Genomic DNA, 23,191 nt, shown 5'->3' with positions numbered 1-23,191 from the left:
GTTCGCGGACTGATCCGGCCGTCCGGACCCTTGCCGGCCCTGGCCGGGCCCGCCCCCCCCGCCGGCCCCCCCCCCCACCCGGCACCCCCCCCCCCCCCCCCCGAGCCGCGCGCCGGCGCCCCCGCCCCCCCCCCCGGCGGGGGGCGGGCGGCACGGCCCGTTCTCGTGGGGAGTGGTTCCCGGGCGGCGGCGGCCCTGGAGGCTCTTCCGCGGCACGCCGTGACCGGTCCCGGGTACGGGTGACGGCTGTGAACCGCGTCACCGCATGCGGGCCGAAGGCCGCGAAATGCCCCACGCTGCGGCTTCCGGGCGTCCGTGGACGCCGCGGGTGTGGTGAAAGAGGGACTGGAACCGCCCCCTACCGGGCGGTAGCGTCTGGCCGCATGTTCGCTGCCTACGCCGCCCGAATCGACCGTGACCAGCCCCTGAACGGCCTTGAGCTGGGCGACCGCCCGGCCCCCGAGGCCCGTCCCGGCTGGGTGACCGTGAACGTCAGAGCCGCCTCGCTCAACCACCACGACCTGTGGTCGCTGCGCGGAGTCGGGCTCGGCGAGGAAAGACTGCCGATGATCCTCGGCTGCGACGCCGCCGGGACCGACCAGGACGGCAACGAGGTCGTCCTGCACTCCGTGATCGGCCAGAGCGGCCACGGGGTGGGCCCGGACGAGCCCCGCTCGATCCTGACCGAGCGCTACCAGGGCACCTTCGCCGAGCAGGTGACCGTGCCCGCCTGGAACGTCCTGCGCAAGCCGGCCGAGCTGTCCTTCGAGGAGGCCGCCTGCCTGCCGACCGCGTGGCTGACGGCGTACCGGATGCTCTTCACCAACGCGGGCGTGCGGCCCGGGGACTCCGTCCTCGTGCAGGGCGCGGGCGGCGGGGTCGCCACCGCCGCGATCGCCCTCGGCAAGGCGGCGGGCCTGCGGGTCTACGCCACCAGCCGGGACGAGGCCAAGCGGGCGCGGGCGGTGGAGCTGGGCGCGGTGGAGGCCTTCGAGCCGGGCGCGCGACTGCCGCAGCGGGTGGATGCCGTGATCGAGACCGTGGGGGCGGCCACCTGGTCGCATTCGGTGAAGTCCTTGCGCCCGGGCGGCACCCTGGTCATCTCCGGCGCCACGAGCGGGGACCGCCCGGCGCATGCCGAGCTGACCCGGATCTTCTTCCTGGAGCTCAAGGTCGTCGGCTCGACGATGGGGTCGAAGGACGAGCTGGAGGACCTGCTGGCGTTCTGCGCCACGACGGGCCTGCGGCCGGTCATCGACGAGGTGCTGCCCCTGGACCGGGCGCGCGAGGGCTTCGAGAAGCTGGCGTCGGGCGACCTGTTCGGCAAGATCGTCCTGACGCCGTGATCGCGTGACGCCGTAGCGCCGTGACGGCGTGGCGTCGCGCCTTGCGACTCCGTGGCCCCGTGGCTCCGTGACTCCCTGGCTCCGCGCCCGCGCCGACGTCAACTGGGGTTGACACCCCTCCCGCGTCAACCTAAATTGACGTTCATGACGGAAGCTACCGATCTCGCCGAGCGGGCCGGCGACCACGACCCGCGCGTGGGCCTGCGTTCCGTGGCGGCTCTCCGCAGGCTGCTGGAGCAGCTGGAGGCCGTACAGGTACGCAGTGCCCGCGCGCAGGGATGGTCCTGGCAGGAGATCGCGGCCGAGCTGGGCGTCAGCCGGCAGGCCGTGCACAAGAAGTACGGGAGGCTTTGATGTTCGAACGCTTCACCCGCGACGCCCGGTCCGCGGTCACCGGGGCGGTGACCGCGGCGCAGGAGGCGGGGGCCGCCTCCGTCACCGAGGAGCACCTGCTGCTCGCCCTCATGGACCTGGGCGCCCTGGACCCCCTGGGCGTGGACCGCGGCGCGATCGCCTCCGACCTCGCGGCCGCCCGGCGCCGGGGCGGCATGTCGAAGGCGGACGAGGAGGCGCTGGCCGGCCTCGGGATCGACCTCACGGAGATCGTCGCCCGCGTCGAGGAGACCCACGGCGAGGGCGCCCTGGCGGCCCCGGCCCGCCGCAGGCGCGGCCTGGGCGCCTCCGTCCGCTCGGCCCTGGGCCGCGCCGAACCGGAAGGCCGCGCCGGCGGCTACCGGCCGCACTTCGCCTCGGGCTCCAAGCAGGTCCTGGAGCAGTCGCTCCGGATCGCCCTGGGCCGCCACGACCGCCACATCGGCGCCCTGCACCTGCTCCTCGCGCTGGTCTCCCGCCCCGGCACGGTCGCCGAGGTCCTGGCGGACCACGGCGTCACCTACGGCACCGCCGAGAGGGGCCTGGCCGCCTGACCCGGGGCGGACGCCGCACCCCGGCGCGGCTCAGCCGCTACGGAAGGTCCCCGCGAGGCGGGACGCCGCCTCCGCGAGGTGGGTACGGGCCTCGTCCAGCCGGGCGGGCGTCACCCCGTGGTCGCGGGCCGCGTCGCGGACCTCGTCGCGGAAGCGGTCGAGCAGGCGGTCCAGGTCCCGGGCGAGGTCCCCGGTGACCGTCAGGTCGTCGGCCCAGTCCGTGTGCACCACCCGGTACGGGGCGGAGGCGGCCGGGGCGTCCGGTCCGGCGGCCGGGGCGTCGGGACCGGTGGTCGTCGCCGGGCCACCGCCCAGCCAGGCACCCGCCAGGCTGCCCAGGACCCCGCCGGAGCGGGAGAACTGCTCCTGGAGCTGCACCGCGATGCGCTGCACCTCCTCGCGGGCCCGCTCCTGGGCCTCCTTGGCCTGGCGGCGGGCCTGCTGGGCCTCCTCGCGGGCCCGACGGCTCTCGTCCTTGGCCCGGCGCGCCTGCTCCTTCCACTCCTGCCTCGCCTTGCGCAGCTCCTCCTTGGCCGCCTTCCACGCCTCGTCCTCGACCGGGGTCGCCGAGGCGGAGGCCGCCGCGCGCATCTCGCGGCGCAGTTCACCCGCCGCGCCCCGGACGTCGTCGCGTATCTCGGCGGCCAGTTCGGACACCGAGTCGCGGATCTCCAACTCCAGGTCGGCGAGTTCGCCGCCGCGGTCGGCCAGTTCGGCGCGGCCCGCCTCGGTGATGGAGTAGACCTTGCGCCCGCCCTCGGTGGCGTGCGTGACCAGGCCCTCGGCCTCCAGCTTGGCCAGCCGCGGGTACACGGTGCCCGCGGAGGGCGCGTACAGCCCCTGGAAGCGCTCCTCCAGCAGGCGGATCACCTCGTACCCGTGGCGGGGGGCCTCGTCCAGCAGCTTGAGCAGGTAGAGGCGGAGGCGGCCGTGGGCGAAGACGGGCGGCATGTCAGAGCACCTTCTTGTCGAGCGCGATGGGGGCTTCGGCGGAGTCCTGGCTGTCCGCGGCCGGGCGCCGCAGCAGGGCGATCCCACCCGAGACGGTGGTGGCCCGCAGCGTTCCGGTACCCGAACCGAGGGTGCCGGTGATCCGCTTGGCCCCCAGCTGGCCGGAGACCCGCAGGTCCTCGAAGGCGTTGGAGACGCCGCCGGTGGCGGTATTGGCCTCCACGCGGGCGTCGGCCGGGTGCGGCAGCCGGATGGCCACCTGCCCTGACACGGAGTTCAGCGTGATGTCGACGGGGCGGGCGGCGGCCGGGTCGAGGTCCAGGTCGATGAGCATGTCACCGCTGACCGAGTCGGCCCGTACGCTCACGCCCGCGCCGTCGACCACCGTCAGGCCCCCGGACACCGAGTGGAAGCCGAGGTCGCCCGTCACGGACTGCGCCTCGACGCCACCGGAGACCGTGTGCGCCTTGACCCGGCCGGACAGGCCGACCAGCGTGGCGTCGCCGGACACCCCGTTGACCTCGGTGCCGCCGGATATGCCGGAGACGAACGCGGTGGCGTCGACCGCGGCCAGCCGGACGTGGGTGGCGGCGGGGACGGTGAGGGTGACGAGGGCGCTGCGCTCCCAGGCCTTTCGGCCGGAGGCGGATGCCGCCCAGGCCTTCCAGGGCTTGCCCTCGAACCACTTCTTGAAGCCCTGCGCGCCGTTCCACGGCAGGTCCTCGTAGGAGACGGTGAGGACGCCGCCCTCCTGCACCACGTACAGAGGCGGCCCGTCGACCCCGCTCACCTCCAGGCGGGCGGGACCCTCCTCGGCGGCGACGACGTTCACCGTGCCGCTGACGAGTCGGACGCGGAGCTCCGTCACCGGCTCCTCGAAGGTGAGCCTGCGGTCTTCTGCGATGTGCCACGTCGACTGCGACGCCTGCTCTGACATGGTGCTGATCCTCCTCGTGCGTTCACGGCCCGGACTCGACGCACGCAACATATCGCGTCTTCTCTCTAACACGATATATCGCGGATGGTGGAAGTCAAGGGAAAGTCGCATCAGTTCACCTTCGCCCGCATGGGGTGGGTTTCGACTGTTTGCCCTAGCGTGTGGGCATGCCGATCTCGAAGACCACGGCCGGCGGGCTGCTGCTCTGCCGCGCCGAACCGCTCGTCGCCCGACCCGCCGCGCACCTGCTGCGCGTACGCCTCCTGCTCGCCCCGGCGGGCGACTGGAGCGCGCTCGTCCCCGAGGGCAAGCCGTGGCGCGACGGCGGGCAGACCGTGGCGGAGGTCCTCGCCGGCTGGGGCTCGGCGGTCGCGGTCGCCACCACCTGGCCGGTCCTGAGCCTGTGGTGGGAGGACGGCAGGACCGGCTTCGCCCTGTCCAGCGGGTTCCGCCGCACCCTCTCCTACGCGTGGGACGCGGACGGCGCCCCGGTCGGCGAGCCCGACACCATGCGGACCCTGACGGCCCGGCTCGGCCTGGACCCCGTCCTCGACCTGGAGGAACTGAACCGGCTCACACACCCCGACACCGATCCCGCCACCAGCGGCGAGACCCGCCTCCTCGGCCTGATCGCGCTGCTGGCCCGGACCGGACTGGCCCTGCCCGCCGGCCTCTCCCCCGGCGAACCGGCCGACCGGCTGCGGGAGGCGGCGCGGTGCGCGCCGGGCGCCGAGACGGTGGAGTGGTCCGGCTGGCGCGACGCGGTGCGGGCGGAGCTGGACGCGGTGGAGGACGGCCCGATGGGCCCCTGGGTACGGGGGCCCCGGGCCCGGCTCGTGGGCGCCGTGCAGCTCGCCGCCGGGGGGACGCTGCTGGTGTGGGCCGCGCGGCGGCGCCGGCCGGGCTGGCTCGCGGCCGCCGCGCTCCTGACCGCCCACGGCACCCTCACCCTCGCCTACAACCACGCCCGCACCTGACCCCGCCACCGCCCGGCCGCATGCGCCGGCCCGAACCAAACGCCGCCCGGCACCCCCGGGGCCCCGCCCCGCACCCCACGCCTCAAACGCCGGCGAGGCTGAACTGCCCGACCCCGGCCAAGAAGTGGGCCCGAAGCCCGAAACCGACGAGGCCGACGGCCGCCCCGGCAGGGCCGGGAGAGGGTGCATGCGCCGGACCCAAACCGAAATGCTGCTCGGGGCCCCCGGGGCTCCGCGCCTCAAACGCCGGCGAGGCTGAACTGGCCGCCCCCAACCAAGAAGTGGGCCCGAAGCCCGGGCCCAGCGAGGCCGAAGGCCGTCCCGGCCGATCCGGGGGATGCCTCGGCGGAGCCGGACGCCACGGACCTGTACGCGCCCCACCAAGCGGGTCTCCGCCGCGCCTCAAACGCCGGCGAGGCTAGATTGGCCGCCTCCTCCGAGAAGTGGGCCCGAGGCACGGAACCAACCGGGCGCCCCGGCGAAGGCGGACGTGGCGGACCTGTCCGCGGCCCGCGCGCCTCATAAATCGGGGCTCCGCCCCGGACCCCGCGCCTCAAACGCCGGCGAGGCTGGAGGGGGCGGCCCCTGCCAAGAAGTCGGCCCGAAGGACCGGAACCGGTGAGGCTGAATTGACAGGTCCCAGCAGAGCAGTGGGCCCAGGGCACCGCGCCTCGAACGCCGGTGGGGCTGGATGGGGCGGCCCGAGCCGAGCAGTGGGTCCGAAGGACCGGAACCGGTGAGGCCGAAGTAAGGAACCGGCGGGCGGGCCGCTGAGGGTTTCACGCGGCCGGGGTTGGGGGCGGGGTGGGGTGTTGTCCGGGACGTAGAACGTGATGTGTTGGCGCCCACGGCCTCGTACAGGACAACCCGGCACAGGCGCCATAAATCATGAGTCCCGGACAACACCCCACCCCGACACCGACCCCCCACCACCACCCCCGCCAGGCCCCCGGCACCCCCGCCAGGCCCCGGCACCCCACCCCACCCCACCCCGCCCCACAGGGCACCCGCAGCCGCCGAGCCGCGCAGGGTCCCGCCCCGGCGGGCCTCCGCCGGGGCTCCGCCGCCGCCCGCCACAAGGGCTACGCGGCTTCCAGCAGCGGACTCGCGTGGTGCCGCAGCCACGCCCGGTACGGCGACGCGCGGAGCGCCGCCTCGCGGTACGCCGCGCGGAGGTCCTCGTAGACGTCCGCGTGCGCCCCCGGCGCGGTCGCCAGCAGCAGCCGCACCGCCAGCGGGTCGCCGGACAGCGGCCGGATCGCCATGTCGTCCCGCGGCCCCGACGTCGGCTGGCACGGCGCCACGGCCTCGCCCGAGATGATCAGCGACGTCGCCGTGTGGTAGTCGGCGTGCAGCACCGGCGGATCCAGCCCCGCTCCCGCGAACACCCGCCGCAGCCCGTCCCACTCCCCGTCGACGGAGGGGTCCACCGTCCAGCGGTCGGCGGCCAGGTCGCGTAAGGAGACCACCTCCTGCCCGGCGGCCGGGTGGTCCCGCGACATCGACACGAACTGCGGCTCCCGCTCCATCAGCACGCGCAGCTGGAGCCCGGCCGGCACCCGCAGGGGACTCCCCTCCACCTCGTGGACGAACGCCACGTCCAACTGCCCCGCTGCCACCATCCGCAGCAGCGCGTTGGCGGAGACGTCCACCACCAGCGACTTCTCGGTGTCGGGCAGGCGCACGTGCAGCCGCCGCAGCCACCCCGGCAGGGCCCGGCTGGCGGTGGAGCCGATGCGCAGCCTCGGCCCGTGGGCCAGCGCGCGGGCCTCCGCCACCAGCGCGGCCATCTCCGCGAGCAGCGGCCTGGCCCGACCCAGCACGGTGCGGCCGAATGGTGTGGGTCGGCATCCGGTCCGCTCGCGCAGGAACAGCTCGCCGTCCAGGGCCCGTTCGATGCGGCGCAACTGGGTCGTCAGGGAGGGCTGGCTCACGCCGAGCTGCCGGGCGGCCTTGTGCAGACTCCCGGCGTCGGCGATGGCGCACAGTGCGCGCAGGTGCCTGACCTCAAGCTCCATGCCCCAGAGAGTAGGCCGGTCCCGGTGGACCGCACCAGCCACTGGCAGCCCATCGAATCCCGCCATTCTCCGGGAAGTTCACCCGCCGAAAACCTCCCGATAACCCGGCGCTATCGGTGGCTGACATCATCCGCCGGCGCCGTCGGCTCCTCCAGACTCCGGTACCGAACGACCCACCCCCCACATCGGATGAGCAGGAGCCCCCACATGCGCCACTCCCGAAAGGCCGTTCTGGCCACCGCGGCAGGTCTCGGCCTCGCCGCCGCCCTCGGCGCCGTCCCCAGCGCCAGCGCGGCCACCGCCCCGATCGCCGCGGGCTCCGCGGCGAGCTACGCGGCGTACGAGCGCTCCCAGGAGAACGCCTCCGCGAACCAGGCCTTCTTCGACGCCGTGCGGCGCTCGGTCGCCGAGCAGCGCGCGGCGAACCCGGGCGCCCTCGCGGTGACCGTCACGTACAACACCCGCAACGCGCCCAGCTTCCGCACCCAGATAGCCCGCTCCACGCAGATCTGGAACAGCTCGGTGTCCAATGTCCGGCTCCAGGAGGTGTCCACCGGCGGGAACTTCTCGTACCGCGAGGGCAATGACTCGCGGGGCTCCTACGCGAGCACGGACGGGCACGGCCGGGGGTACATCTTCCTCGACTACCGCCAGAACCAGCAGTACAACTCCACCCGCGTGACCTCGCACGAGACCGGCCACGTACTGGGCCTGCCGGACCACTACTCGGGCCCGTGCAGCGAGCTCATGTCCGGCGGCGGCCCGGGCACCTCGTGCCAGAACGCCACGCCGAACAGCGCCGAGCGCTCGCGCGTCAACCAGCTCTGGGCCAACGGCTTCGCCTCCGGCCTGGACACGAAGGCGGCCGCGAAGGGCTGACTCCACGAGGTGCCCGGGCGCCCCGGCGCCCGGGCACCCCCGGCCCGCGCGGCAGCCGCCGAACCCGCCCCTACGCCGCGGCCCCCGCGCGCGGCTTGCGCCACATCGGCCACATCAGCGGGCCGTCGGGCAGCCGCACCGCGTCACCCGTGAACTCCCAGCCGAGCCGCTCGTACAGCCCCCTGCTGCGCTCACTGCTCGCCTCCAGGTACGCCGGGACGCCCTCGCGGTCGCACCGCTCCAGCACCGGTCGCATCAGCTCGCTGCCGAGCCCCTCCCCCTGCCGCTCGGGGGTCACCGCGATCATCAGGAGGTACTCGTGCTCCTCCGCCGTCGGGTGCACCTCCCCGGTCAGCCGGCCGACCAGCTCGCACCGCTCGTTGTCCGGGTCGGCCGCCTCCCGCATCCTCGCCGGGACCTCGTCCTCGGCGGCCTCCGCCTCCGGGTCGCCCGCCGGGATCCGCAGCCACAGCGCGGCCGCCGAGCCGTCCACCGCGTAGTCGATCCGGCCCTCGGCCAGCGCGACGTCCACGAAGACGCCGAGGAACCTGCCGTGCACGGCGGCGCGGTGCTCCGGGTCCGGGAAGACCCAGCTGCTCACCGGGTCGTCGCGGAAGGCCTCGTCCAGCAGCCCCGCGACCGCGTCCCGGTCCGACTGATCAGCCCGACGTATCTCCAGCGCCACTGGTCACACCCTTCACTCACGTGTCAACAACCGTGAGCGATCCTAGAGTTGGCCCGGAAGCGGCGTAAGGCCCGTTCCGGCACCGTGCGGTGCCGGAACGGGCCTTACCCGCGGCCCTACGGGCTCACCGGGTGCGACGGGTGACGAACTCGGCCAGGGCCAGCAGCCCGCCCGCCGCCCCCAGGTCGGGAACGGCCCGCGACAGCTGCTGGACCGCCCGGCCCATACGGTCCGCGGCGTGGGCCTGCGCCCAGTCGCGGCCGCCGGCCCGGTCCACCGCCTCGGCCGCCCGGCGCACGGCGTCCCCGGTCATGGGGCCCGCGTACAGCTCGGCGAGCTCCTGCCCCGCCGCCGTGCCCGAGGTGAGGGCGGCGACGACCGGGAGGGACTTCTTGCGGGCGATCAGATCGGCCCCGGCGGGCTTGCCGGTGTGCACGGGGTCCCCCCAGATGCCGATCAGGTCGTCGATGAGCTGGAAGGCCAGCCCGGCCTCCCTTCCGAAGGCGTCCATCGCGTCGGCCTCGTCCGGCCCGGCCCCCGCGTACAGCGCACCGAGCGCGCACGCGCAGCCCAGCAGGGCGCCGGTCTTGGCCGTGGCCATGGCCACGCACTCGTCGAGTGAGACCTCCTCGCGCCGCTCGAAGGCGCAGTCCGCCTGCTGGCCCGCGCACAGCTCGATGACGCAGGCCGCGAGCCGGGCCGAGGCGGCGGCCGAGGCCGGATGCGGATCCTCCGCGAGGATCCGCAGGGCCAGCGCCATCATGGCGTCGCCCGTGATGATCGCGTCCGGTGTCCCGAAGACCGCCCAGGCCGTGGCCCGGCCGCGGCGCCGGACGTCCTGGTCGATGACGTCGTCGTGGAGCAGGGTGAAATTGTGCGCCAGCTCCACGGCCGCCGCGGCCCGTACGGTGTCGTCCGCGTCCCGGCCCGGCCCCCGCAGCGCGCGCGCCGCGGCGAGCACCAGGGCGGGCCGGACGGCCTTGCCGGCGTTGCCCGCGGCCGGTGTGCCGTCCGCGTGCTCCCAGCCGAAGTGGTACATCGCGACGCGCCGCATCCCGCCGGGCAGGCTCTGCACGGCCCGGCGGAGTTCCGGGTCCACCGCTTCCCTCGCCCGTTCCAGCAGGGCCGCGGCCTCCTGGCCCTCGCCGGTCGTGACCGCCTCAGTGGTCGCCATGGCGTCTCCGCTCTCCCGCGTATCCGCGTATCCGGCCGGCCGCCTCAGCTCCAGCGGCCGATCTCGACGTTCTCCAGTACGCCCAGCGCGTCCGGCACCAGCACCGCGGCGGAGAAGTAGGCCGTGACCAGGTAGGAGATGATCGCCTGCTCGCTGATCCCCATGAAGCGCACCGACGTGCTCGGCTCGATCTCGTCCGGGATGCCCGGCTGGTGCAGGCCGATCACGCCCTGCTCGTCCTCACCGGTGCGCATGCACAGGATGGAGGTGGTGCGGGCGTCGCTGATCGGGATCTTGTTGCTCGGGAAGATGGGCACCCCGCGCCAGGACGGCACCTGGTGGCCGCCGATGTCCACGGACTGGGGGTACAGCCCGCGCCGGTTGCACTCGCGGCCGAAGGCGGCGATGGCCTTGGGGTGCGCGAGGAAGAACTTGGAGCCGCGCCGCATGCTGAGCAGCTGGTCCATGTCGTCGGGGCTGGGCGCTCCGTCGTGGGGCTGGATGCGCTGGTCGTACTCGGCGTTGTGGAGGAGGCCGAAGTCGCGGTTGTTGAGCATCTCGTGCTCCTGGCGCTCGCGCAGCGCCTCGACCGTGAGCCGCAACTGCTGCTCGGTCTGGTTCATCGGCTGGTTGTACAGGTCGGCGACGCGGGTGTGCACGCGCAGAACCGTTTGCGCGATGGAGAGCTCGTACTCCCGGGGGCGCGCCTCGTAGTCCACGAAGGTGCCCGGCAGCACGGCCTCGCCCTGGTGGCCGGCGGAGAGCTCGATGGCGGCCTCGCCGTACTTGTTGGTGCGCTGGGCGGGCAGCGCCCGGACGTGCTCCACGTGCTCGCGCAGGGACTCGACGCGGTCGGCGAGCAGCTGGAAGTCCTGCCGGGTGAGGACGAGCGCGGTCCCGGAGGTGACGGCGCGGGCGGTGTACTCCCAGATCGCCTCCTCGTCGACGAGGGAGTCCTCGCCGAAATAGGCACCGTCGGCGACGGTGCGCAGGACGGCGTCCTCGCCGTAGGGGCCCGGGCCGACCTGCTCGACGCGGCCGTGGGCGAGGAGGAACACGCGGTCGGAGCCGTTGCCGAAGGAGGTCAGCTCCTGGCCGGCCTCGAAGTCGATCTGGTCGCAGCGCTGGGCGAGTTCGCCGAGGACGTCGAGGTCCTCGTACGACCGCAGGAGCGGGAGCTCTCCGAGCTCGGCCGGGATCACCTGCACCCGGGTCCCGGTCTTGATGAACTCGACGCGTCCGTCGCCGACCGAGTAGCTCAGCCGGCGGTTCACGCGGTACGTGCCGCCCTGGACCGGGACCCACGGCAGCATCTTCAGCAGCCACCGCGAGGTGATCTCCTGCATCTGCGGCGCGGACTTGGTCGTGGTCGCCAAGTTCCGTGCGGCCGAGGTGCCGAGACTGCGCTGGGGTGCCTGGGTCTCGGATTCGGGACCAGCCTGGACCGACATGTTTTCCCTTTCGATCACTCCATGGATCTGCGGGGCCAGCTTTCCAGTACCGAACGTGATGAGACCATTACACAAACGGGTGGGACTACTCCGTACGAGTGCTGGGCACCCTTTGGGGTTGATCTCGCCCCATCAACCTCAGAGGCCCCACGTGTTTCGGCCAACCGGCCGCCTCGCAACGGAACTTGCATCGCAGATGCAAGTTTCCCTACGCTGCGCCCATGCGGCTGACCCGATTCACCGACCTGGCGCTGCGCGTCCTGATGCGCCTCGCCGTCGAGGACGCGGACCTCCCCACCACCCGCGACGTGGCGGCGACCATGGAGGTCCCGTACACCCACACGGCCAAGGTGGTCGCCAGACTGCAGCACCTCGGACTCGTCGAGGCCCGCCGCGGCCGCGGCGGCGGACTGGCCCTGACCGCCGCCGGGCGCGCCGCCTCGGTGGGCGGGGTCGTCCGCGAACTGGAGGGCTCCGGCGACGTCGTCGACTGCGACAGCGCCGCGCCCTGCCCGCTGCGGGGCGCCTGCCTGCTGCGCGGGGCTCTGCGCCGGGCCCAGGAGGCCTTCTTCGCCGCACTGGACACGCTGACGGTGGACGACCTGGTGGCGGCCCCGACCGGCCCGCTGCTCCTGGGCCTCTCGATCGGAGGGCCCGCCCGGGCCGCGCGACCCTGACCCCGGGGGCCGGTCGGCCGGTTCGCATCGGGCGCACCACCCTCATCCCTCCCCCGGCGGAATTCCCGAACACATCTCCACGCCGGGCACCCCACGCCCTTAAATATGCATCTCAGATACCACTTTGACCCCGAGGAGCCCGCGCCATGCTGTCCGAGACGTCGACCGCCACCGTACGAGCCACCCTGCCCGCCGTCGGAGCGGCGATCGGCGACATCACGGAGCTCTTCTACGCGAAGCTGTTCGCCGCCCACCCGGAGCTGATCCGGGACCTCTTCAACCGCGGCAACCAGAACGCCGGCCTCCAGAAGCAGGCCCTCGCCGGCTCCATCGCCGCCTTCGCGACCCACCTCGTGGCCCACCCGGACACCCGCCCGGACGTGATGCTGGGTCGCATCGCCCACAAGCACGCCTCCCTCGGCGTCACCCGCGAGCAGTACCCAATCGTGCACCGCCACCTCTTCGCCGCCCTCGCCGAAGTCCTCGGCGACGCGGTCACCCCGCAGGTCGCGGCCGCCTGGGACGAGGTCTACTGGCTGATGGCCAACGCCCTCGCCGCCCTCGAAGAGCGCCTCTACGCGGGGCACCGGGTCGCCGCCGGAGACGTCTGGCGCGAGTGGACCGTCACCGCCCGGACCGAGGAGACCGCGGACTGCGCCACCTTCCACCTCACCCCGGCGGACGGCGCCCCCGCCCCCGCACACCTGCCCGGACAGTACGTCTCGGTCCAGGTGCGGCTCCCCGACGGCGCGCGCCAGATCCGCCAGTACAGCCTCTGCACGGCCCCCGGTTCGCCGGTTCGCGCCATCACCGTCAAGCGGGTGCACGGCCCGGCGGCCGGCGGCCCCGACGGCGAGGTCTCGAACCACCTGCACGCGCACGTCCGCACCGGGGACGTCCTGCGCGTCTCGGCCCCCTACGGCGACCTGGTCCTGCGGGACGACACCGCGCCGCTCCTGCTCGCCTCGGCCGGCATCGGCTGCACCCCGATGCTCTCGATGCTGGAGCACCTGGCCGCCACCGGGCACAGCGCCCCGGTGACCGTGCTGCACGCCGACCGCTCCCCCGCGGACCACCCGCTGCGCGGCGACCATCGCGCCCTGACCCACAAGCTGGCGGACGCCACGGCGCGCTTCTGGTACGAGGAGGCCGGCGAGCCCGGCGACGGCCGTGGCCGGATCGACCTCGCGGACGTCCCCGTCGGCGCCGGCACGCGGGCCTACCTGTGCGGGCCGCTCCCCTTCATGCGCTCCGTGCGCGAGCAGCTGCTCGCCAAGGGGGTTCCGGCCGCGGACATCCACTACGAGGTGTTCGGCCCGGACCTGTGGCTGGCCTCCGCGTAGCCCCGCGCCCCCGGGAGCCGGTCCGGACGCTGTCCGGATCGGCTCGCTCGCCGTGCGAGGGCACTAGCCGCGGAACAGCTTCCTCCGCTACACCGGAGAGTGACGAAGCGGGTACGCGACGTGCCCGCTCCCACCGCACGGAAGGAGGCGGCCATGGCCGCACCCATGTCCGCGGGCCGGTTCATCGACGCACTGCGGGCCGAGGGGCTGACCGTCGTGGAGGTCGGCGCCTGGCGGACCCACAACCGCAACCACAAGGGCCCGTGGGGCCCGGTGCACGGGGTGATGATCCACCACACCGTCACGCGCGGCACCGCGCGCACCGTCCAGCTCTGCCGCGACGGCTCCGCCGCCCTCCCCGGCCCCCTCTGCCACGGCGTGATCGCCAAGAACGGCCGCGTCCACCTGGTCGGCTACGGCCGCACCAACCACGCCGGCGCCGGCGACTCCGACGTCCTCGCGGCGGTGATCGCGGAGAAGCGGCTCCCGGCGGACGACCGGGCGGACACCGACGGCAACCGCCACTTCTACGGCTTCGAGTGCGAGAACCTCGGCGACGGCGAGGACCCCTGGCCGGCGGTCCAGCTCGACGCGATCGCCCGCGCGGCCGCGGCTGTCTGCCGGGTCCACCGCTGGACGGCCCGCTCGGTCATCGGCCACCTCGAATGGCAGCCCGGCAAGATCGACCCGAAGGGGTTCACGATGAGCTCCCTGCGCGACCGCGTCGGCGAACGCCTCAAATGAGGAGGGCGCCGCCACCCCGGCGAGCACACACAATGGACGGGTGAACCAGCCCCACCCGCCCACCGACCCGCTGCGGCCCCGGCCGCCCTCCCCGCTGCGGGAGGTCCACGACGAGCGGTTCGCCGTCCGCGGCGTACGGCTGCTGCTCAAGCGGGACGACCTGGTCCATCCGGAGCTGCCCGGCAACAAGTGGCGCAAGCTCGCGCCCAACCTCCGCGCGGCGGTGGATGCCGGGCGGCGCACCCTGGTGACCTTCGGCGGGGCCTACTCGAACCACCTGCGGGCCACGGCCGCGGCCGGGCGGCTGCTCGGCCTGGAGACCGTGGGCATCGTGCGCGGGGACGAGCTCGCCGGGCGCCCCCTCAACGACTCCCTCGCCCGGTGCGCGGCGGACGGTATGCGGCTGCGCTTCGTCACCCGCTCCGACTACCGCCGCAAGACCGAGCCCGAGGCCCTGGCCCGCCTGCTGGAGGAGGCCGGGGCGACGGACGCCTACGTGATCCCCGAGGGCGGCAGCAACGCCCTCGCCCTACGGGGCTGCGCCGGGCTCGGCCGGGAGCTGCGGGGGGCGGCGGACGTGGTGGCGGTGGCCTGCGGCACGGGAGGCACCCTGGCCGGCCTGGCCGCCGGCCTGGGCCCGGGCCAGCGGGCGCTGGGCGTACCGGTCCTGGCGGGCGGCTTCCTGGCGGGGGAGATACGTTCCCTCCAGCACGCGGCGTTCGGCGGTCCGGCGGGGGAATGGTCGCTGGCCGAGGGCCACGACCACGGGGGCTACGCCCGCGTCCCGCCGGAGCTGGAGGCGTTCGCGGCGGACTTCGAGGGCCGGCACGGGGTGCCGGTGGAGCGGATCTACGTGGCGAAGCTCCTGCACGCCCTCACCTCCCTGACCGCCGCCGGCGCCTTCCGGCCGGGCACCACCCTGGCCGCGGTCGTCACCGGCCGCCCCTGAGCGACGCCGACCACCCCTGGCCGCCCCCGCCCCGCGGCCCCCGCGCGCGGCCCCGCCACCCGCGGGGGCGACGCCCCTCACGTGGACTCCTCGCGGTACGCCGCCGCCTCCTCCAGGTCGAGCCGCCGCAGCAGCCCCCGCAGCATCTCGTCGTCGATCCGCCGCCCGTCCCGCAGCGCCACGAAGACCTCCCGCTCCGCCGCGATCATCTCCCGCGCGAGACGCCGGTAGACCTCGTCCGCCGACTCCCCCGTCACCGGGTTGACCTCCCCCAGCCGCTCCCACACGGCGTTGCGCCGCCGCTCCAGCACGGTCCGCAACCGGTCGGCCAGCGGCGGCGGCAGCGCGTTGGCCGGTTCCTCCAGCAGCTCCGCCAGCCGTTCCTCCGCCGCCCGCGAGGCCTCGCTCTGCGCCTGTGCCTCCGCCAGGGTCTCGGCCCGCACGTCCCTCGGCGGCAGCTTCAGCACCCTGATCAGGGGCGGCAGCGTGAGCCCCTGCACCACCAGGGTCCCGATGACCGTCGTGAAGGTCAGGAAGAGGATGAGGTCCCGGTGCGGTACCGACATCGGCACCGAGAAGGCGATCGCCAGCGAGACCACGCCCCGCATCCCGGCCCAGCCCACGACCACCGGCGCCTTCCAGTCCGTGCCCGCCTCCCGCTCCCGGATCCGCCGCGACATCCACCGCGGCACGAAGGTCGCCGGGAACACCCACAGGAACCGCGACACGACCACCGCGAGGAACACCGCGAGCGCGTACCAGGCCGCGTCCAGGCCCTGGTACTCCCCCAGCCCCCGCAGGACCACCGGCAGCTGGAGGCCGATCAGCGCGAACACCACCGACTCCAGGACGAAGGCCACCACCTTCCACACCGCCTCCTCCTGGAGCCGGGTGGCGAAGTCGACCTGCCAGTTGCGGTGGCCGATGTACAGCGCGACCACGACCACCGCGAGCACTCCGGACGCGTGGACCCGTTCGGCAGCCGCGTACGCCACGAAGGGGATCAGCAGCGAGAGGGTGTTCTGGAGCAGCGGCTCCCGCAGCCGCTTGCGCAGCTGGTGGATCGGCACCATCAGCAGCAGGCCGACGCCGACCCCGCCCACCGAGGCCAGCAGGAACTCGGCGATGCCGCCCGCCCAGCCCGCGCTCACCCCGACCGCCGCCGCCAGCGCCACCTTGTACGCGGTGATGGCGGTGGCGTCGTTGACCAGGGACTCGCCCTGGAGGATGGTCGTCATCCGGTTCGGCAGCCCGAGCTTGCGGGCGATCGCGGTGGCGGCCACGGCGTCCGGGGGCGCGACGACCGCGCCCAGCACCAGCGCCACCGGCAGCGACAGCCCCGGCACCAGCAGGTACGCCGCGTACCCCACGGCGAGCGTCGCGAAGAGCACGTACCCGACCGAGAGCAGCCCGATGGGCCGGATGTTCGCCCGAAGGTCCAGGTACGAGCTGTCCACCCCGGCGGTGTGCAGCAGCGGCGGCAGCAGCAGGGGCAGCACGATGTGCGGGTCGAGGACGTACGAGGGCACGCCCGGGACGTACGCGGCGAGCAGCCCCGCGGCGACCAGCAGCAGGGGCGCCGGCACGGGCGTGCGGCGGGCCAGACCCGCCACGGCGGCGCTGCCCGCGACCAGCGCCACCAGCGGCAATACCTCCATCGAAGATCCATTCCCGTTCGTCGTGGGACCGCGCGCACCCGCTCCCTGGTCGTACGCTGGCCATCATGAGCGAGTGCACCCACGTTGCCGAACTGCCGCGCCCCGAGCCGGTCCCGACTGCCCGGACCTGTCCCGAATGTCTGGCCCTGGGCAGCCACCCCGTACAGCTGCGGATGTGCCTGGAGTGCGGCGCGGTGGCCTGCTGCGACTCCTCCCCCCACCGGCACGCCTCGGCGCACCACCGGGAGACGGGCCATCCGGTGATGCGCAGCTTCGAACCGGGCGAGACCTGGCGGTGGTGTTTCGTCGACGGTTCGATCGTCTGAGGCGGGGTAGGTCAACCCTCCGCCGGTTCCCCTGATTTGGACCCCGCAGACCTCTAGCCACTGTGCGTACCCATGGGCTTACCATCAGTCACGGACAGAGGTACGGCCGGGCCGGGTGCTCCCCATGGGCATCACGAGGGGCGCCGCGACACGATTGCCCGGATCGCGATAGCGTCACCGGCGAACAGCTCGTACCACCTTGGAGGTGAGGGTGTCCCAGATCGCAGGCGAGCCCGGGACCCAGGACTTCGTGGAAGTCCGGCTGCCCGCTGCGGGTGCCTACCTGTCGGTGCTGCGGACGGCTACAGCCGGCCTCGCGGCACGTTTGGACTTCACCCTCGACGAGATCGAGGACCTCCGCATCGCGGTGGACGAGGCCTGCGCGATCCTGCTCCAGCAGGCCGTGCCCGGCTCCGTCCTCAGCTGCGTCTTCCGCTTGGTCGACGACTCGCTGGAGGTCACCGTCTCGGCACCGACCACGGACGGACGCGCGCCGGAGCGCGACACGTTCGCGTGGACGGTCCTGTCGGCTCTGGCCGGCAAGGTCGAGGCCACGGTCGAGGAGGACCGGACAGTGTGCATCAGCCTCTACAAACAGCGCGGCGCGGGGCCAGGCCCGGCGTGAGCGGCGGGGAGATCCCGGTGCGGGGCGGGGATCGGCCCCGGGTACGGCACGAGGTCGACGGCGGCATCCCGGAGCAGCAGCACGCCCGGCCGCACCCGGCCGACGCGGATGCGGAAGACGGCTTTTTGGACTCGGCGGAGCGACGGGCGGGCCCTATGAGCGAGAACCAGCACGACCAGTCACAGCCGCCGGAGGCCGCTGCCGCGGCCCCGGCGGTGCCGACGGAGACCCCGGCGCCCCCGGTACCGGCCCTCCCGGTGTTCCCGGTCAGCCAGGCGCTGCCCGATCCGCGCGACCGCAGCGGTGCGCGGGCGCTCTTCATCGAGTTGCGGGCGCTGCCCGACGGCTCGGCGGAGCGGGCCGAGCTGCGCAACAGGCTGGTGCGGATGCACCTGCCCCTGGTGGAGCACCTGGCCCGGCGGTTCCGCAACCGCGGGGAGCCGCTCGACGACCTGACGCAGGTCGCGACGATCGGCCTGATCAAATCCGTGGACCGGTTCGATCCGGACCGCGGGGTCGAGTTCTCCACGTACGCCACGCCCACGGTGGTCGGCGAGATCAAGCGCCACTTCCGCGACAAGGGCTGGGCGGTACGGGTACCCCGCCGCCTCCAGGAGCTGCGGCTCTCGCTGACCACGGCCACGGCGGAACTCTCCCAGCAGCACGGCCGCTCCCCGACCGTGCACGAGCTGGCGGAGCGGCTGGGGATCTCCGAGGAGGAGGTGCTGGAGGGGCTGGAATCAGCCAATGCCTACAGCACGCTCTCGCTGGACGTCCCGGACACCGACGACGAGTCGCCGGCGGTGGCGGACACCCTGGGCTCGGAGGACGAGGCCCTGGAGGGCGTGGAGTACCGCGAGTCCCTCAAGCCGCTGCTGGAGGGGCTGCCGCCGCGGGAGAAGCGGATCCTGCTGCTGCGGTTCTTCGGCAACATGACCCAGTCGCAGATCGCCCAGGAGGTCGGCATCTCCCAGATGCACGTCTCCCGCCTGCTGGCCCGCACCCTGGCCCAGCTGCGCGAGAAGCTCCTCGTCGAGGAGTGACGCGCTCCCCCCGGACCCGGTCCGGGGGGACCAGCGCGTCTCGGCGCCGGCGGGGCCGGGGCCCCCGGCCGACGGGCCTCAGGAGGGGGAGCCGGCTCCGATCCCCAGGGCCTCGGTCGCCGTGGGGTTCACCAGGAGCGCCACGACGGCCACGGCCGCCACGGCGAGCGCGACGGCGGCTGCGGTCATCGCGCCGCCGGTGCTGTACAGGGTCCAGGCCACCGGGAGCGCCATCAGCTGCGTGATGAGGGCGGGGCCGCGGCTCCAGCGGCGGCCCAGCCGCAGTCCCCGGGCGGCGAGCAGCGGCAGCGCGGCGAGCGCGAGCAGGGTGATCCCGCCGGTCTCGGCCTGGCGCGGGGAGTCGGGGTCGCCGGCGATGCCGAAGAACAGCATGGAGACACCGAGCCCCGCGAGGGCCAGGCCCTCCAGTGCGGTGAGTGCGGCGGCGGCGGTCAGCCGACGGGGCAGCACGGTGGGCTCGGAGGCGGGGGCGGGGGCGTTCTGCTGCTGCTTCTTACTCACCCCAGCAGGGTAGCCGCGTGCCCGGCGGGCCCGGGAGGACGGGCCCGGGGGCGCGCAAGGGACGGGCAGTAGGGTCACGGCCCGAGGGGGTGGGTAGTCTGGCGCTCATGCGTGCACTTCTCGTGGCCAACCCAGCAGCGACGACCACCAGCGCGCGCACGCGTGACGTCCTGACGCATGCCCTCGCCAGCGAGATGAAGCTGGAGGCGGCGTCGACCGAGTACCGCGGACACGCCCGGGACCTGGGGCGCAGGGCGGCCCACGAGGGGTTCGACCTCGTCGTGGCGCTCGGCGGCGACGGCACGGTCAACGAGGTGGTCAACGGACTCCTGCACGACGGGCCCGATCCGGACCGGCTGCCGAAGCTGGCGGTGGTGCCCGGGGGGTCCACCAACGTCTTCGCCCGCGCCCTCGGGCTCCCGAACGACGCGGTCGAGGCGACCGGCGCACTGCTGGACGCACTGCGGGAGCGGCGCGAGCGGACGGTGGGCCTGGGCCTGGCGGCCGGCACCCCGGGCACGGAGGACGAGTCGGTGCCGGCGCGCTGGTTCACCTTCTGCGCCGGCTTCGGTTTCGACGCGGGTGTGGTGGGCCGGGTCGAGCAGCAGCGGGAGCGCGGCAAGCGTTCTACGCACGCCCTCTATGTACGACAGCTCCTGCGCCAGTTCCTGGAGGAGCCGAACCGCCGGCAGGGCACGGTCACGCTGGAGCGCCCCGGAGCGGATCCGGTGACGGACCTGGTGCTGTCCATAGTCTGCAACACCTCGCCGTGGACGTATCTGGGCAATCGTCCGCTTTACGCCTCGCCGGAGGCATCGTTCGATACCGCACTTGACGTACTCGGGCTGGACCGTTTGTCAACTCCCGCGGTCGCCCGGTACGCGACACAGCTCCTGACCTCCACTCCTGAACGAGGTCCCCACGGCAAGCACGCGGTGTCTCTGCACGATCTGACCGACTTCACCTTGCATTCCAAGGTTCCCCTGCCGTTCCAGATGGACGGCGATCACCTGGGACTGCGGACCAGCGTTCGGTTCACAGGCGTTCGCCGTGCACTGCGTGTGATTGTGTGAGTGGAAGGGCCCAAAGTCCTTTCACTCGAACGTTTACACGCCGGTCCACCCCTAGGAAGTAGGGCTGTGACCTAGTAGACACCGACGAATCAAAAAAAACTTTCCGGAAGGGGTTGTATCCCCGTCCGAGGTTTGCGAATCTCTACATGGCGATCGGGACAGCCCGCAGAACCGGCACCCACGAAGACCGCCAGAACCCCTCCACGAAACTGACCTACCGGGCAACCGGGCGGCCGCCCTTCCCTCACGAAGGGATTCGTGAAAGCGTTCACATTCACAAGCAACTTGCCCGCAATACAAGGAGATGGAGCAGCCATGGACTGGCGTCACAACGCCGTTTGCCGCGAAGAAGACCCCGAGCTCTTCTTCCCCATCGGCAACACCGGTCCTGCGCTGCTGCAGATCGAGGAAGCCAAGGCCGTCTGCCGCCGTTGCCCCGTCATGGAGCAGTGCCTGCAGTGGGCGCTTGAGTCCGGTCAGGACTCCGGCGTCTGGGGCGGTCTCAGCGAGGACGAGCGCCGCGCGATGAAGCGCCGCGCCGCTCGCAACCGGGCGCGCAACGCCAGCGCCTGACAACGACTTTCGAGCCTCGACGCGCAGCGCGCAGTACCCGTATGAGCGCTTAGCAACGTGCTCCGAGCCCCGGACCGGGATTCTCCCCCAGCTACCGCTGGGAGTGGTTCCCGGTCCGGGGCTCAGTGCTTTCCGGGTTCCGTTCCGTCACGCACGGTGACGCTCGGGTAGGACCCCGGCGTCACCCCGGCGTCACTTCTGGGGGCTGGACGGTATGTCGAGGACGACCTTCGTACCGCGCGGCTGCGCCGGGAGCATGTCGAACGTACCGCCGAGCTCACCCTCCACGAGGGTCCGCACGATCTGCAGCCCGAGGTTGCCGGCGCGCTGCGGGTCGAAGCCCTCGGGCAGGCCGCAGCCGTCGTCGAGCACGGTGATCAGCAGGCGCCCGTCCGCCCGGCCGCTGCCGGTCCGGGCCGCGGCGACCTCGACGGTGCCCCGCTCCCCCTGGGTGAAGGCGTGTTCCAGGGCGTTCTGCAGGATCTCCGTGAGCACCATCGAGAGCGGTGTGGCGACCTCGGCGTCCAGGATTCCGAACCGGCCGGTGCGCCGGCAGTCGACCTTGCCCGGGGAGATCTCGGAGACCATCGCGATCACGCGGTCGGCGATCTCGTCGAACTCGACCCGCTCGTCCAGGTTCTGAGACAGCGTCTCGTGCACGATCGCGATCGAACCGACGCGGCGCACGGCCTCGTTCAGCGCCTCGCGTCCGGTCTCCGAATCCATCCGGCGGGCCTGCAACCGCAACAGTGCGGCCACGGTTTGGAGGTTGTTCTTCACCCGGTGGTGGATCTCCCGGATGGTCGCGTCCTTCGTGATCAATTCACGTTCGCGACGTCGCAGTTCGGTGACGTCGCGGCAGAGCACGAGGGAGCCGATCCGGATCCCCTTCGGCTTGAGCGGGATGGCGCGCAGCTGGATGACTCCGCCGTTGCCCTCGACCTCGGTCTCCCGGGGGGCCCAGCCGCTGGCCAGTTTCACGAGGGCCTCGTCCACCGGGCCCCGGATCGGGGCGAGTTCGGTGGTCGTGTCGCCCAGGTGCTGGCCGACCAGGTCGGAGGCGAGCCCCAGCCGGTGGTAGGCCGAGAGGGCGTTCGGGGAGGCGTAGGTGACCACGCCCTCGGCGTCGAGGCGGATCAGTCCGTCCCCGACACGCGGGGAGGCGTCCATGTCGACCTGCTGGCCGGGGAACGGGAAGGAGCCCGCGGCGATCATCTGGGCGAGGTCGGAGGCCGACTGGAGGTAGGTCAGCTCCAGCCGGCTCGGTGTACGCACAGTGAGCAGGTTGGTGTTGCGCGCGATCACGCCGAGCACCCGGCCCTCGCGGCGCACCGGGATGGACTCGACGCGGACGGGCACCTCCTCGCGCCACTCCGGGTCCCCCTCGCGGACGATGCGGCCCTCGTCGAGCGCGGCGTCGAGCAGGGGGCGGCGGCCCCGCGGCACCAGGTGGCCGACCATGTCGTCCTGGTACGAGGTGGGGCCGGTGTTCGGGCGCATCTGCGCGACCGACACGTAGCGGTTGCCGTCGAGCGTGGGAACCCACAGCACGAGGTCGGCGAAGGAGAGGTCGGAGAGCAGCTGCCACTCCGAGACCAGCAGGTGGAGCCACTCCAGGTCGGTTTCACTGAGAGCGGTGTGCTGGCGTACGAGGTCGTTCATGGAGGGCACGTGGCGAGCGTACCCCGGGTACGGCGCATGACTTTCCCCACGAGCTCTACTCAGGAGTATCCAGGAGGGGCCGGGGCCGCGTAGTGTTGGAGGAAGTGACGGTATTCCAGGTGCCGTCATTGGATAGACAGAACAGAATGGTCTAGTCCACAATTGAGTGAAGCTTCCGCCCTCCCCGCACAGGAGGACGGATCGAGGTAACCGCGCGCTCTGCCCTGACCGCGCTGGCACCTCCCCCCGGCCGGAGGGAACCGCACACCCGCCGGCCGTAAGTACTCCGGGCTGCGGTGCCGGGTGGGCTGAGGGTCCCGCCTCGGCACCGTGGCCCAGAGGAAATCGTGCGACGCGAATCGTGCGACGCGGCGACGCCGCCCCGCGGACTCAGGCCGGCCAGGCCGCCAGGGCCCGCCGTGCGACCGCTGCCAGCTCCTCGCCGGTCGCCCCGTCGCGCGCCTGCTGGGACATCCCCTGGAGTACCGGGCCAGCTCCCGCGCGTCGGTGTCGCCGGGCAGCACGCCGGCGGCCACATCGGCCCGGATCCGGCGCTCGAACAACGACCGGATCCACGCGCTGAACGCCAAAGCCGCCTTCTTCGTGATCCAGCACGGGCTGGACCGACTGCGCGAGGGCGGGCGGATCGTCA

The 23,191-nt window shown here is 73.2% G+C and carries 23 protein-coding genes and 1 pseudogene; 14 read left to right on the top strand and 10 right to left on the bottom strand.

The genetic code is table 11. The features are described 5' to 3' along the window. Positions 1 to 383 precede the first annotated feature (383 nt). The 3 genes from ACFWUQ_RS11320 (at position 384) to ACFWUQ_RS11310 (ending at position 2,272) form a co-directional block, all read left to right on the top strand. On the top strand, positions 384 to 1,346 hold the full coding sequence (locus ACFWUQ_RS11320) for a zinc-binding dehydrogenase (protein ID WP_384536015.1): 963 nt from the start codon (positions 384 to 386) through the stop codon (positions 1,344 to 1,346). 144 nt (positions 1,347 to 1,490) lie between these two features. After that, a complete protein-coding gene (locus tag ACFWUQ_RS11315) occupies positions 1,491 to 1,700 on the top strand; it encodes a helix-turn-helix domain-containing protein (RefSeq protein WP_384536013.1) in 210 nt (69 codons plus the stop codon). After that, on the top strand, positions 1,700 to 2,272 hold the full coding sequence (locus ACFWUQ_RS11310) for a Clp protease N-terminal domain-containing protein (RefSeq protein WP_384536010.1): 573 nt from the start codon (positions 1,700 to 1,702) through the stop codon (positions 2,270 to 2,272). Before ACFWUQ_RS11315 ends, ACFWUQ_RS11310 begins: the two co-directional genes overlap by 1 nt. A 30-nt stretch (positions 2,273 to 2,302) precedes the next feature. On the opposite strand, the gene ACFWUQ_RS11305 is transcribed toward ACFWUQ_RS11310, so the two are convergent. Further along, positions 2,303 to 3,223, bottom strand: coding sequence for a helix-turn-helix transcriptional regulator (locus ACFWUQ_RS11305; RefSeq protein ID WP_384536008.1), 921 nt, complete (start codon positions 3,221 to 3,223; stop codon positions 2,303 to 2,305). 1 nt (position 3,224) lies between these two features. Next, complete coding sequence (locus tag ACFWUQ_RS11300) at positions 3,225 to 4,160, bottom strand: DUF4097 domain-containing protein (protein WP_384536005.1); 936 nt, start codon at positions 4,158 to 4,160, stop codon at positions 3,225 to 3,227. Between the two features lie 173 nt (positions 4,161 to 4,333). Between ACFWUQ_RS11300 and ACFWUQ_RS11295 the strand changes: the two genes are divergently transcribed. Then, positions 4,334 to 5,137: a hypothetical protein gene (locus ACFWUQ_RS11295; RefSeq protein ID WP_384536034.1), complete on the top strand. Its 804-nt coding sequence runs from the start codon at positions 4,334 to 4,336 to the stop codon at positions 5,135 to 5,137. 1,082 nt (positions 5,138 to 6,219) lie between these two features. Here the strand turns inward: ACFWUQ_RS11295 and ACFWUQ_RS11290 are convergent. Next, positions 6,220 to 7,155 carry a LysR family transcriptional regulator gene (locus tag ACFWUQ_RS11290; RefSeq protein ID WP_384536002.1) on the bottom strand — a complete coding sequence of 312 codons (936 nt, stop codon included), beginning with the start codon at positions 7,153 to 7,155 and terminating at the stop codon, positions 6,220 to 6,222. A gap of 207 nt (positions 7,156 to 7,362) precedes the next feature. On the opposite strand from ACFWUQ_RS11290, the gene snpA reads away from it, so the two are divergent. After that, complete coding sequence (gene snpA / locus ACFWUQ_RS11285) at positions 7,363 to 8,034, top strand: snapalysin (RefSeq protein WP_384536000.1); 672 nt, start codon at positions 7,363 to 7,365, stop codon at positions 8,032 to 8,034. A gap of 70 nt (positions 8,035 to 8,104) precedes the next feature. Here snpA and ACFWUQ_RS11280 read toward each other — a convergent pair whose 3' ends face one another. The 3 genes from ACFWUQ_RS11280 to ACFWUQ_RS11270 form a co-directional block, all read right to left on the bottom strand. Further along, positions 8,105 to 8,719, bottom strand: a complete 615-nt coding sequence (locus ACFWUQ_RS11280; protein ID WP_384535997.1) for a GNAT family N-acetyltransferase — start codon at positions 8,717 to 8,719, stop codon at positions 8,105 to 8,107. 124 nt (positions 8,720 to 8,843) lie between these two features. Continuing rightward, positions 8,844 to 9,893, bottom strand: coding sequence for a family 2 encapsulin nanocompartment cargo protein polyprenyl transferase (locus ACFWUQ_RS11275; protein WP_384535995.1), 1,050 nt, complete (start codon positions 9,891 to 9,893; stop codon positions 8,844 to 8,846). 44 nt (positions 9,894 to 9,937) lie between these two features. Continuing rightward, the gene (locus ACFWUQ_RS11270) at positions 9,938 to 11,344 is read right to left on the bottom strand and encodes a family 2B encapsulin nanocompartment shell protein (protein WP_384535993.1); all 1,407 of its coding nucleotides are present in this window, start codon (positions 11,342 to 11,344) and stop codon (positions 9,938 to 9,940) included. A gap of 221 nt (positions 11,345 to 11,565) precedes the next feature. Here ACFWUQ_RS11270 and ACFWUQ_RS11265 point away from each other — a divergent pair, with 221 nt between their 5' ends. From ACFWUQ_RS11265 to ACFWUQ_RS11250, 4 genes are all read left to right on the top strand, one after another. Continuing rightward, positions 11,566 to 12,021 (top strand): RrF2 family transcriptional regulator, encoded by a 456-nt coding sequence (locus ACFWUQ_RS11265; RefSeq protein WP_384535990.1) that lies wholly within the window; start codon positions 11,566 to 11,568, stop codon positions 12,019 to 12,021. 146 nt (positions 12,022 to 12,167) lie between these two features. Further along, positions 12,168 to 13,364 carry a globin domain-containing protein gene (locus ACFWUQ_RS11260; protein ID WP_384535987.1) on the top strand — a complete coding sequence of 399 codons (1,197 nt, stop codon included), beginning with the start codon at positions 12,168 to 12,170 and terminating at the stop codon, positions 13,362 to 13,364. Between the two features lie 153 nt (positions 13,365 to 13,517). After that, the gene (locus tag ACFWUQ_RS11255; RefSeq protein ID WP_384535985.1) at positions 13,518 to 14,108 is read left to right on the top strand and encodes an N-acetylmuramoyl-L-alanine amidase; all 591 of its coding nucleotides are present in this window, start codon (positions 13,518 to 13,520) and stop codon (positions 14,106 to 14,108) included. A gap of 40 nt (positions 14,109 to 14,148) precedes the next feature. After that, positions 14,149 to 15,057 carry a 1-aminocyclopropane-1-carboxylate deaminase/D-cysteine desulfhydrase gene (locus ACFWUQ_RS11250; protein WP_384535983.1) on the top strand — a complete coding sequence of 303 codons (909 nt, stop codon included), beginning with the start codon at positions 14,149 to 14,151 and terminating at the stop codon, positions 15,055 to 15,057. Positions 15,058 to 15,134: 77 nt separating this feature from the next. On the opposite strand, the gene ACFWUQ_RS11245 is transcribed toward ACFWUQ_RS11250, so the two are convergent. Then, a complete protein-coding gene (locus ACFWUQ_RS11245) occupies positions 15,135 to 16,715 on the bottom strand; it encodes a Na+/H+ antiporter (protein WP_384535980.1) in 1,581 nt (526 codons plus the stop codon). Between the two features lie 65 nt (positions 16,716 to 16,780). Between ACFWUQ_RS11245 and ACFWUQ_RS11240 the strand changes: the two genes are divergently transcribed. The 3 genes from ACFWUQ_RS11240 (at position 16,781) to ACFWUQ_RS11230 (ending at position 18,709) form a co-directional block, all read left to right on the top strand. Then, complete coding sequence (locus ACFWUQ_RS11240; protein WP_384535977.1) at positions 16,781 to 17,041, top strand: UBP-type zinc finger domain-containing protein; 261 nt, start codon at positions 16,781 to 16,783, stop codon at positions 17,039 to 17,041. A 211-nt stretch (positions 17,042 to 17,252) separates the two neighbouring features. Continuing rightward, entirely contained in the window at positions 17,253 to 17,666 is a 414-nt protein-coding gene (locus tag ACFWUQ_RS11235) for an anti-sigma regulatory factor (protein WP_384535975.1), read from the top strand. Continuing rightward, positions 17,663 to 18,709, top strand: coding sequence for an RNA polymerase sigma factor SigF (locus ACFWUQ_RS11230; protein ID WP_384535974.1), 1,047 nt, complete (start codon positions 17,663 to 17,665; stop codon positions 18,707 to 18,709). Before ACFWUQ_RS11235 ends, ACFWUQ_RS11230 begins: the two co-directional genes overlap by 4 nt. A gap of 78 nt (positions 18,710 to 18,787) precedes the next feature. Here ACFWUQ_RS11230 and ACFWUQ_RS11225 read toward each other — a convergent pair whose 3' ends face one another. After that, complete coding sequence (locus ACFWUQ_RS11225) at positions 18,788 to 19,231, bottom strand: hypothetical protein (protein WP_384535971.1); 444 nt, start codon at positions 19,229 to 19,231, stop codon at positions 18,788 to 18,790. 107 nt (positions 19,232 to 19,338) lie between these two features. On the opposite strand from ACFWUQ_RS11225, the gene ACFWUQ_RS11220 reads away from it, so the two are divergent. Then, complete coding sequence (locus tag ACFWUQ_RS11220; RefSeq protein ID WP_384535968.1) at positions 19,339 to 20,304, top strand: diacylglycerol/lipid kinase family protein; 966 nt, start codon at positions 19,339 to 19,341, stop codon at positions 20,302 to 20,304. A gap of 315 nt (positions 20,305 to 20,619) precedes the next feature. After that, positions 20,620 to 20,877: a WhiB family transcriptional regulator gene (locus ACFWUQ_RS11215; RefSeq protein ID WP_003953983.1), complete on the top strand. Its 258-nt coding sequence runs from the start codon at positions 20,620 to 20,622 to the stop codon at positions 20,875 to 20,877. A 192-nt stretch (positions 20,878 to 21,069) separates the two neighbouring features. On the opposite strand, the gene ACFWUQ_RS11210 is transcribed toward ACFWUQ_RS11215, so the two are convergent. Together ACFWUQ_RS11210 and ACFWUQ_RS11205 are read right to left on the bottom strand one after the other, a co-directional pair. Further along, positions 21,070 to 22,539: a sensor histidine kinase gene (locus ACFWUQ_RS11210; protein WP_384536030.1), complete on the bottom strand. Its 1,470-nt coding sequence runs from the start codon at positions 22,537 to 22,539 to the stop codon at positions 21,070 to 21,072. A gap of 390 nt (positions 22,540 to 22,929) precedes the next feature. After that, positions 22,930 to 23,099: pseudogene (locus ACFWUQ_RS11205) on the bottom strand (TetR/AcrR family transcriptional regulator); the annotation flags it as partial. Positions 23,100 to 23,191: the final 92 nt, after the last annotated feature.

The organism is Streptomyces sp. NPDC058662 (assembly GCF_042716255.1).
Classification (GTDB): Bacteria; Actinomycetota; Actinomycetes; order Streptomycetales; family Streptomycetaceae; genus Streptomyces.
This window is presented reverse-complemented; position numbering and strand designations above follow the sequence as displayed.

Coding starts and splice junctions, on each gene's coding strand:
- ACFWUQ_RS11270 (WP_384535993.1), bottom strand. CDS start 11,344: ATGTCGGTCCAGGCTGGTCCCGAATCCGAGACCCAGGCACCCCAGCGC.
- ACFWUQ_RS11310 (WP_384536010.1), top strand. CDS start 1,700: ATGTTCGAACGCTTCACCCGCGACGCCCGGTCCGCGGTCACCGGGGCG.
- ACFWUQ_RS11320 (WP_384536015.1), top strand. CDS start 384: ATGTTCGCTGCCTACGCCGCCCGAATCGACCGTGACCAGCCCCTGAAC.
- ACFWUQ_RS11220 (WP_384535968.1), top strand. CDS start 19,339: ATGCGTGCACTTCTCGTGGCCAACCCAGCAGCGACGACCACCAGCGCG.
- ACFWUQ_RS11210 (WP_384536030.1), bottom strand. CDS start 22,539: ATGAACGACCTCGTACGCCAGCACACCGCTCTCAGTGAAACCGACCTG.
- ACFWUQ_RS11275 (WP_384535995.1), bottom strand. CDS start 9,893: ATGGCGACCACTGAGGCGGTCACGACCGGCGAGGGCCAGGAGGCCGCG.
- ACFWUQ_RS11265 (WP_384535990.1), top strand. CDS start 11,566: ATGCGGCTGACCCGATTCACCGACCTGGCGCTGCGCGTCCTGATGCGC.
- ACFWUQ_RS11315 (WP_384536013.1), top strand. CDS start 1,491: ATGACGGAAGCTACCGATCTCGCCGAGCGGGCCGGCGACCACGACCCG.
- ACFWUQ_RS11255 (WP_384535985.1), top strand. CDS start 13,518: ATGGCCGCACCCATGTCCGCGGGCCGGTTCATCGACGCACTGCGGGCC.
- ACFWUQ_RS11290 (WP_384536002.1), bottom strand. CDS start 7,155: ATGGAGCTTGAGGTCAGGCACCTGCGCGCACTGTGCGCCATCGCCGAC.
- ACFWUQ_RS11305 (WP_384536008.1), bottom strand. CDS start 3,223: ATGCCGCCCGTCTTCGCCCACGGCCGCCTCCGCCTCTACCTGCTCAAG.
- snpA (WP_384536000.1), top strand. CDS start 7,363: ATGCGCCACTCCCGAAAGGCCGTTCTGGCCACCGCGGCAGGTCTCGGC.
- ACFWUQ_RS11215 (WP_003953983.1), top strand. CDS start 20,620: ATGGACTGGCGTCACAACGCCGTTTGCCGCGAAGAAGACCCCGAGCTC.
- ACFWUQ_RS11300 (WP_384536005.1), bottom strand. CDS start 4,160: ATGTCAGAGCAGGCGTCGCAGTCGACGTGGCACATCGCAGAAGACCGC.
- ACFWUQ_RS11260 (WP_384535987.1), top strand. CDS start 12,168: ATGCTGTCCGAGACGTCGACCGCCACCGTACGAGCCACCCTGCCCGCC.
- ACFWUQ_RS11240 (WP_384535977.1), top strand. CDS start 16,781: ATGAGCGAGTGCACCCACGTTGCCGAACTGCCGCGCCCCGAGCCGGTC.
- ACFWUQ_RS11245 (WP_384535980.1), bottom strand. CDS start 16,715: ATGGAGGTATTGCCGCTGGTGGCGCTGGTCGCGGGCAGCGCCGCCGTG.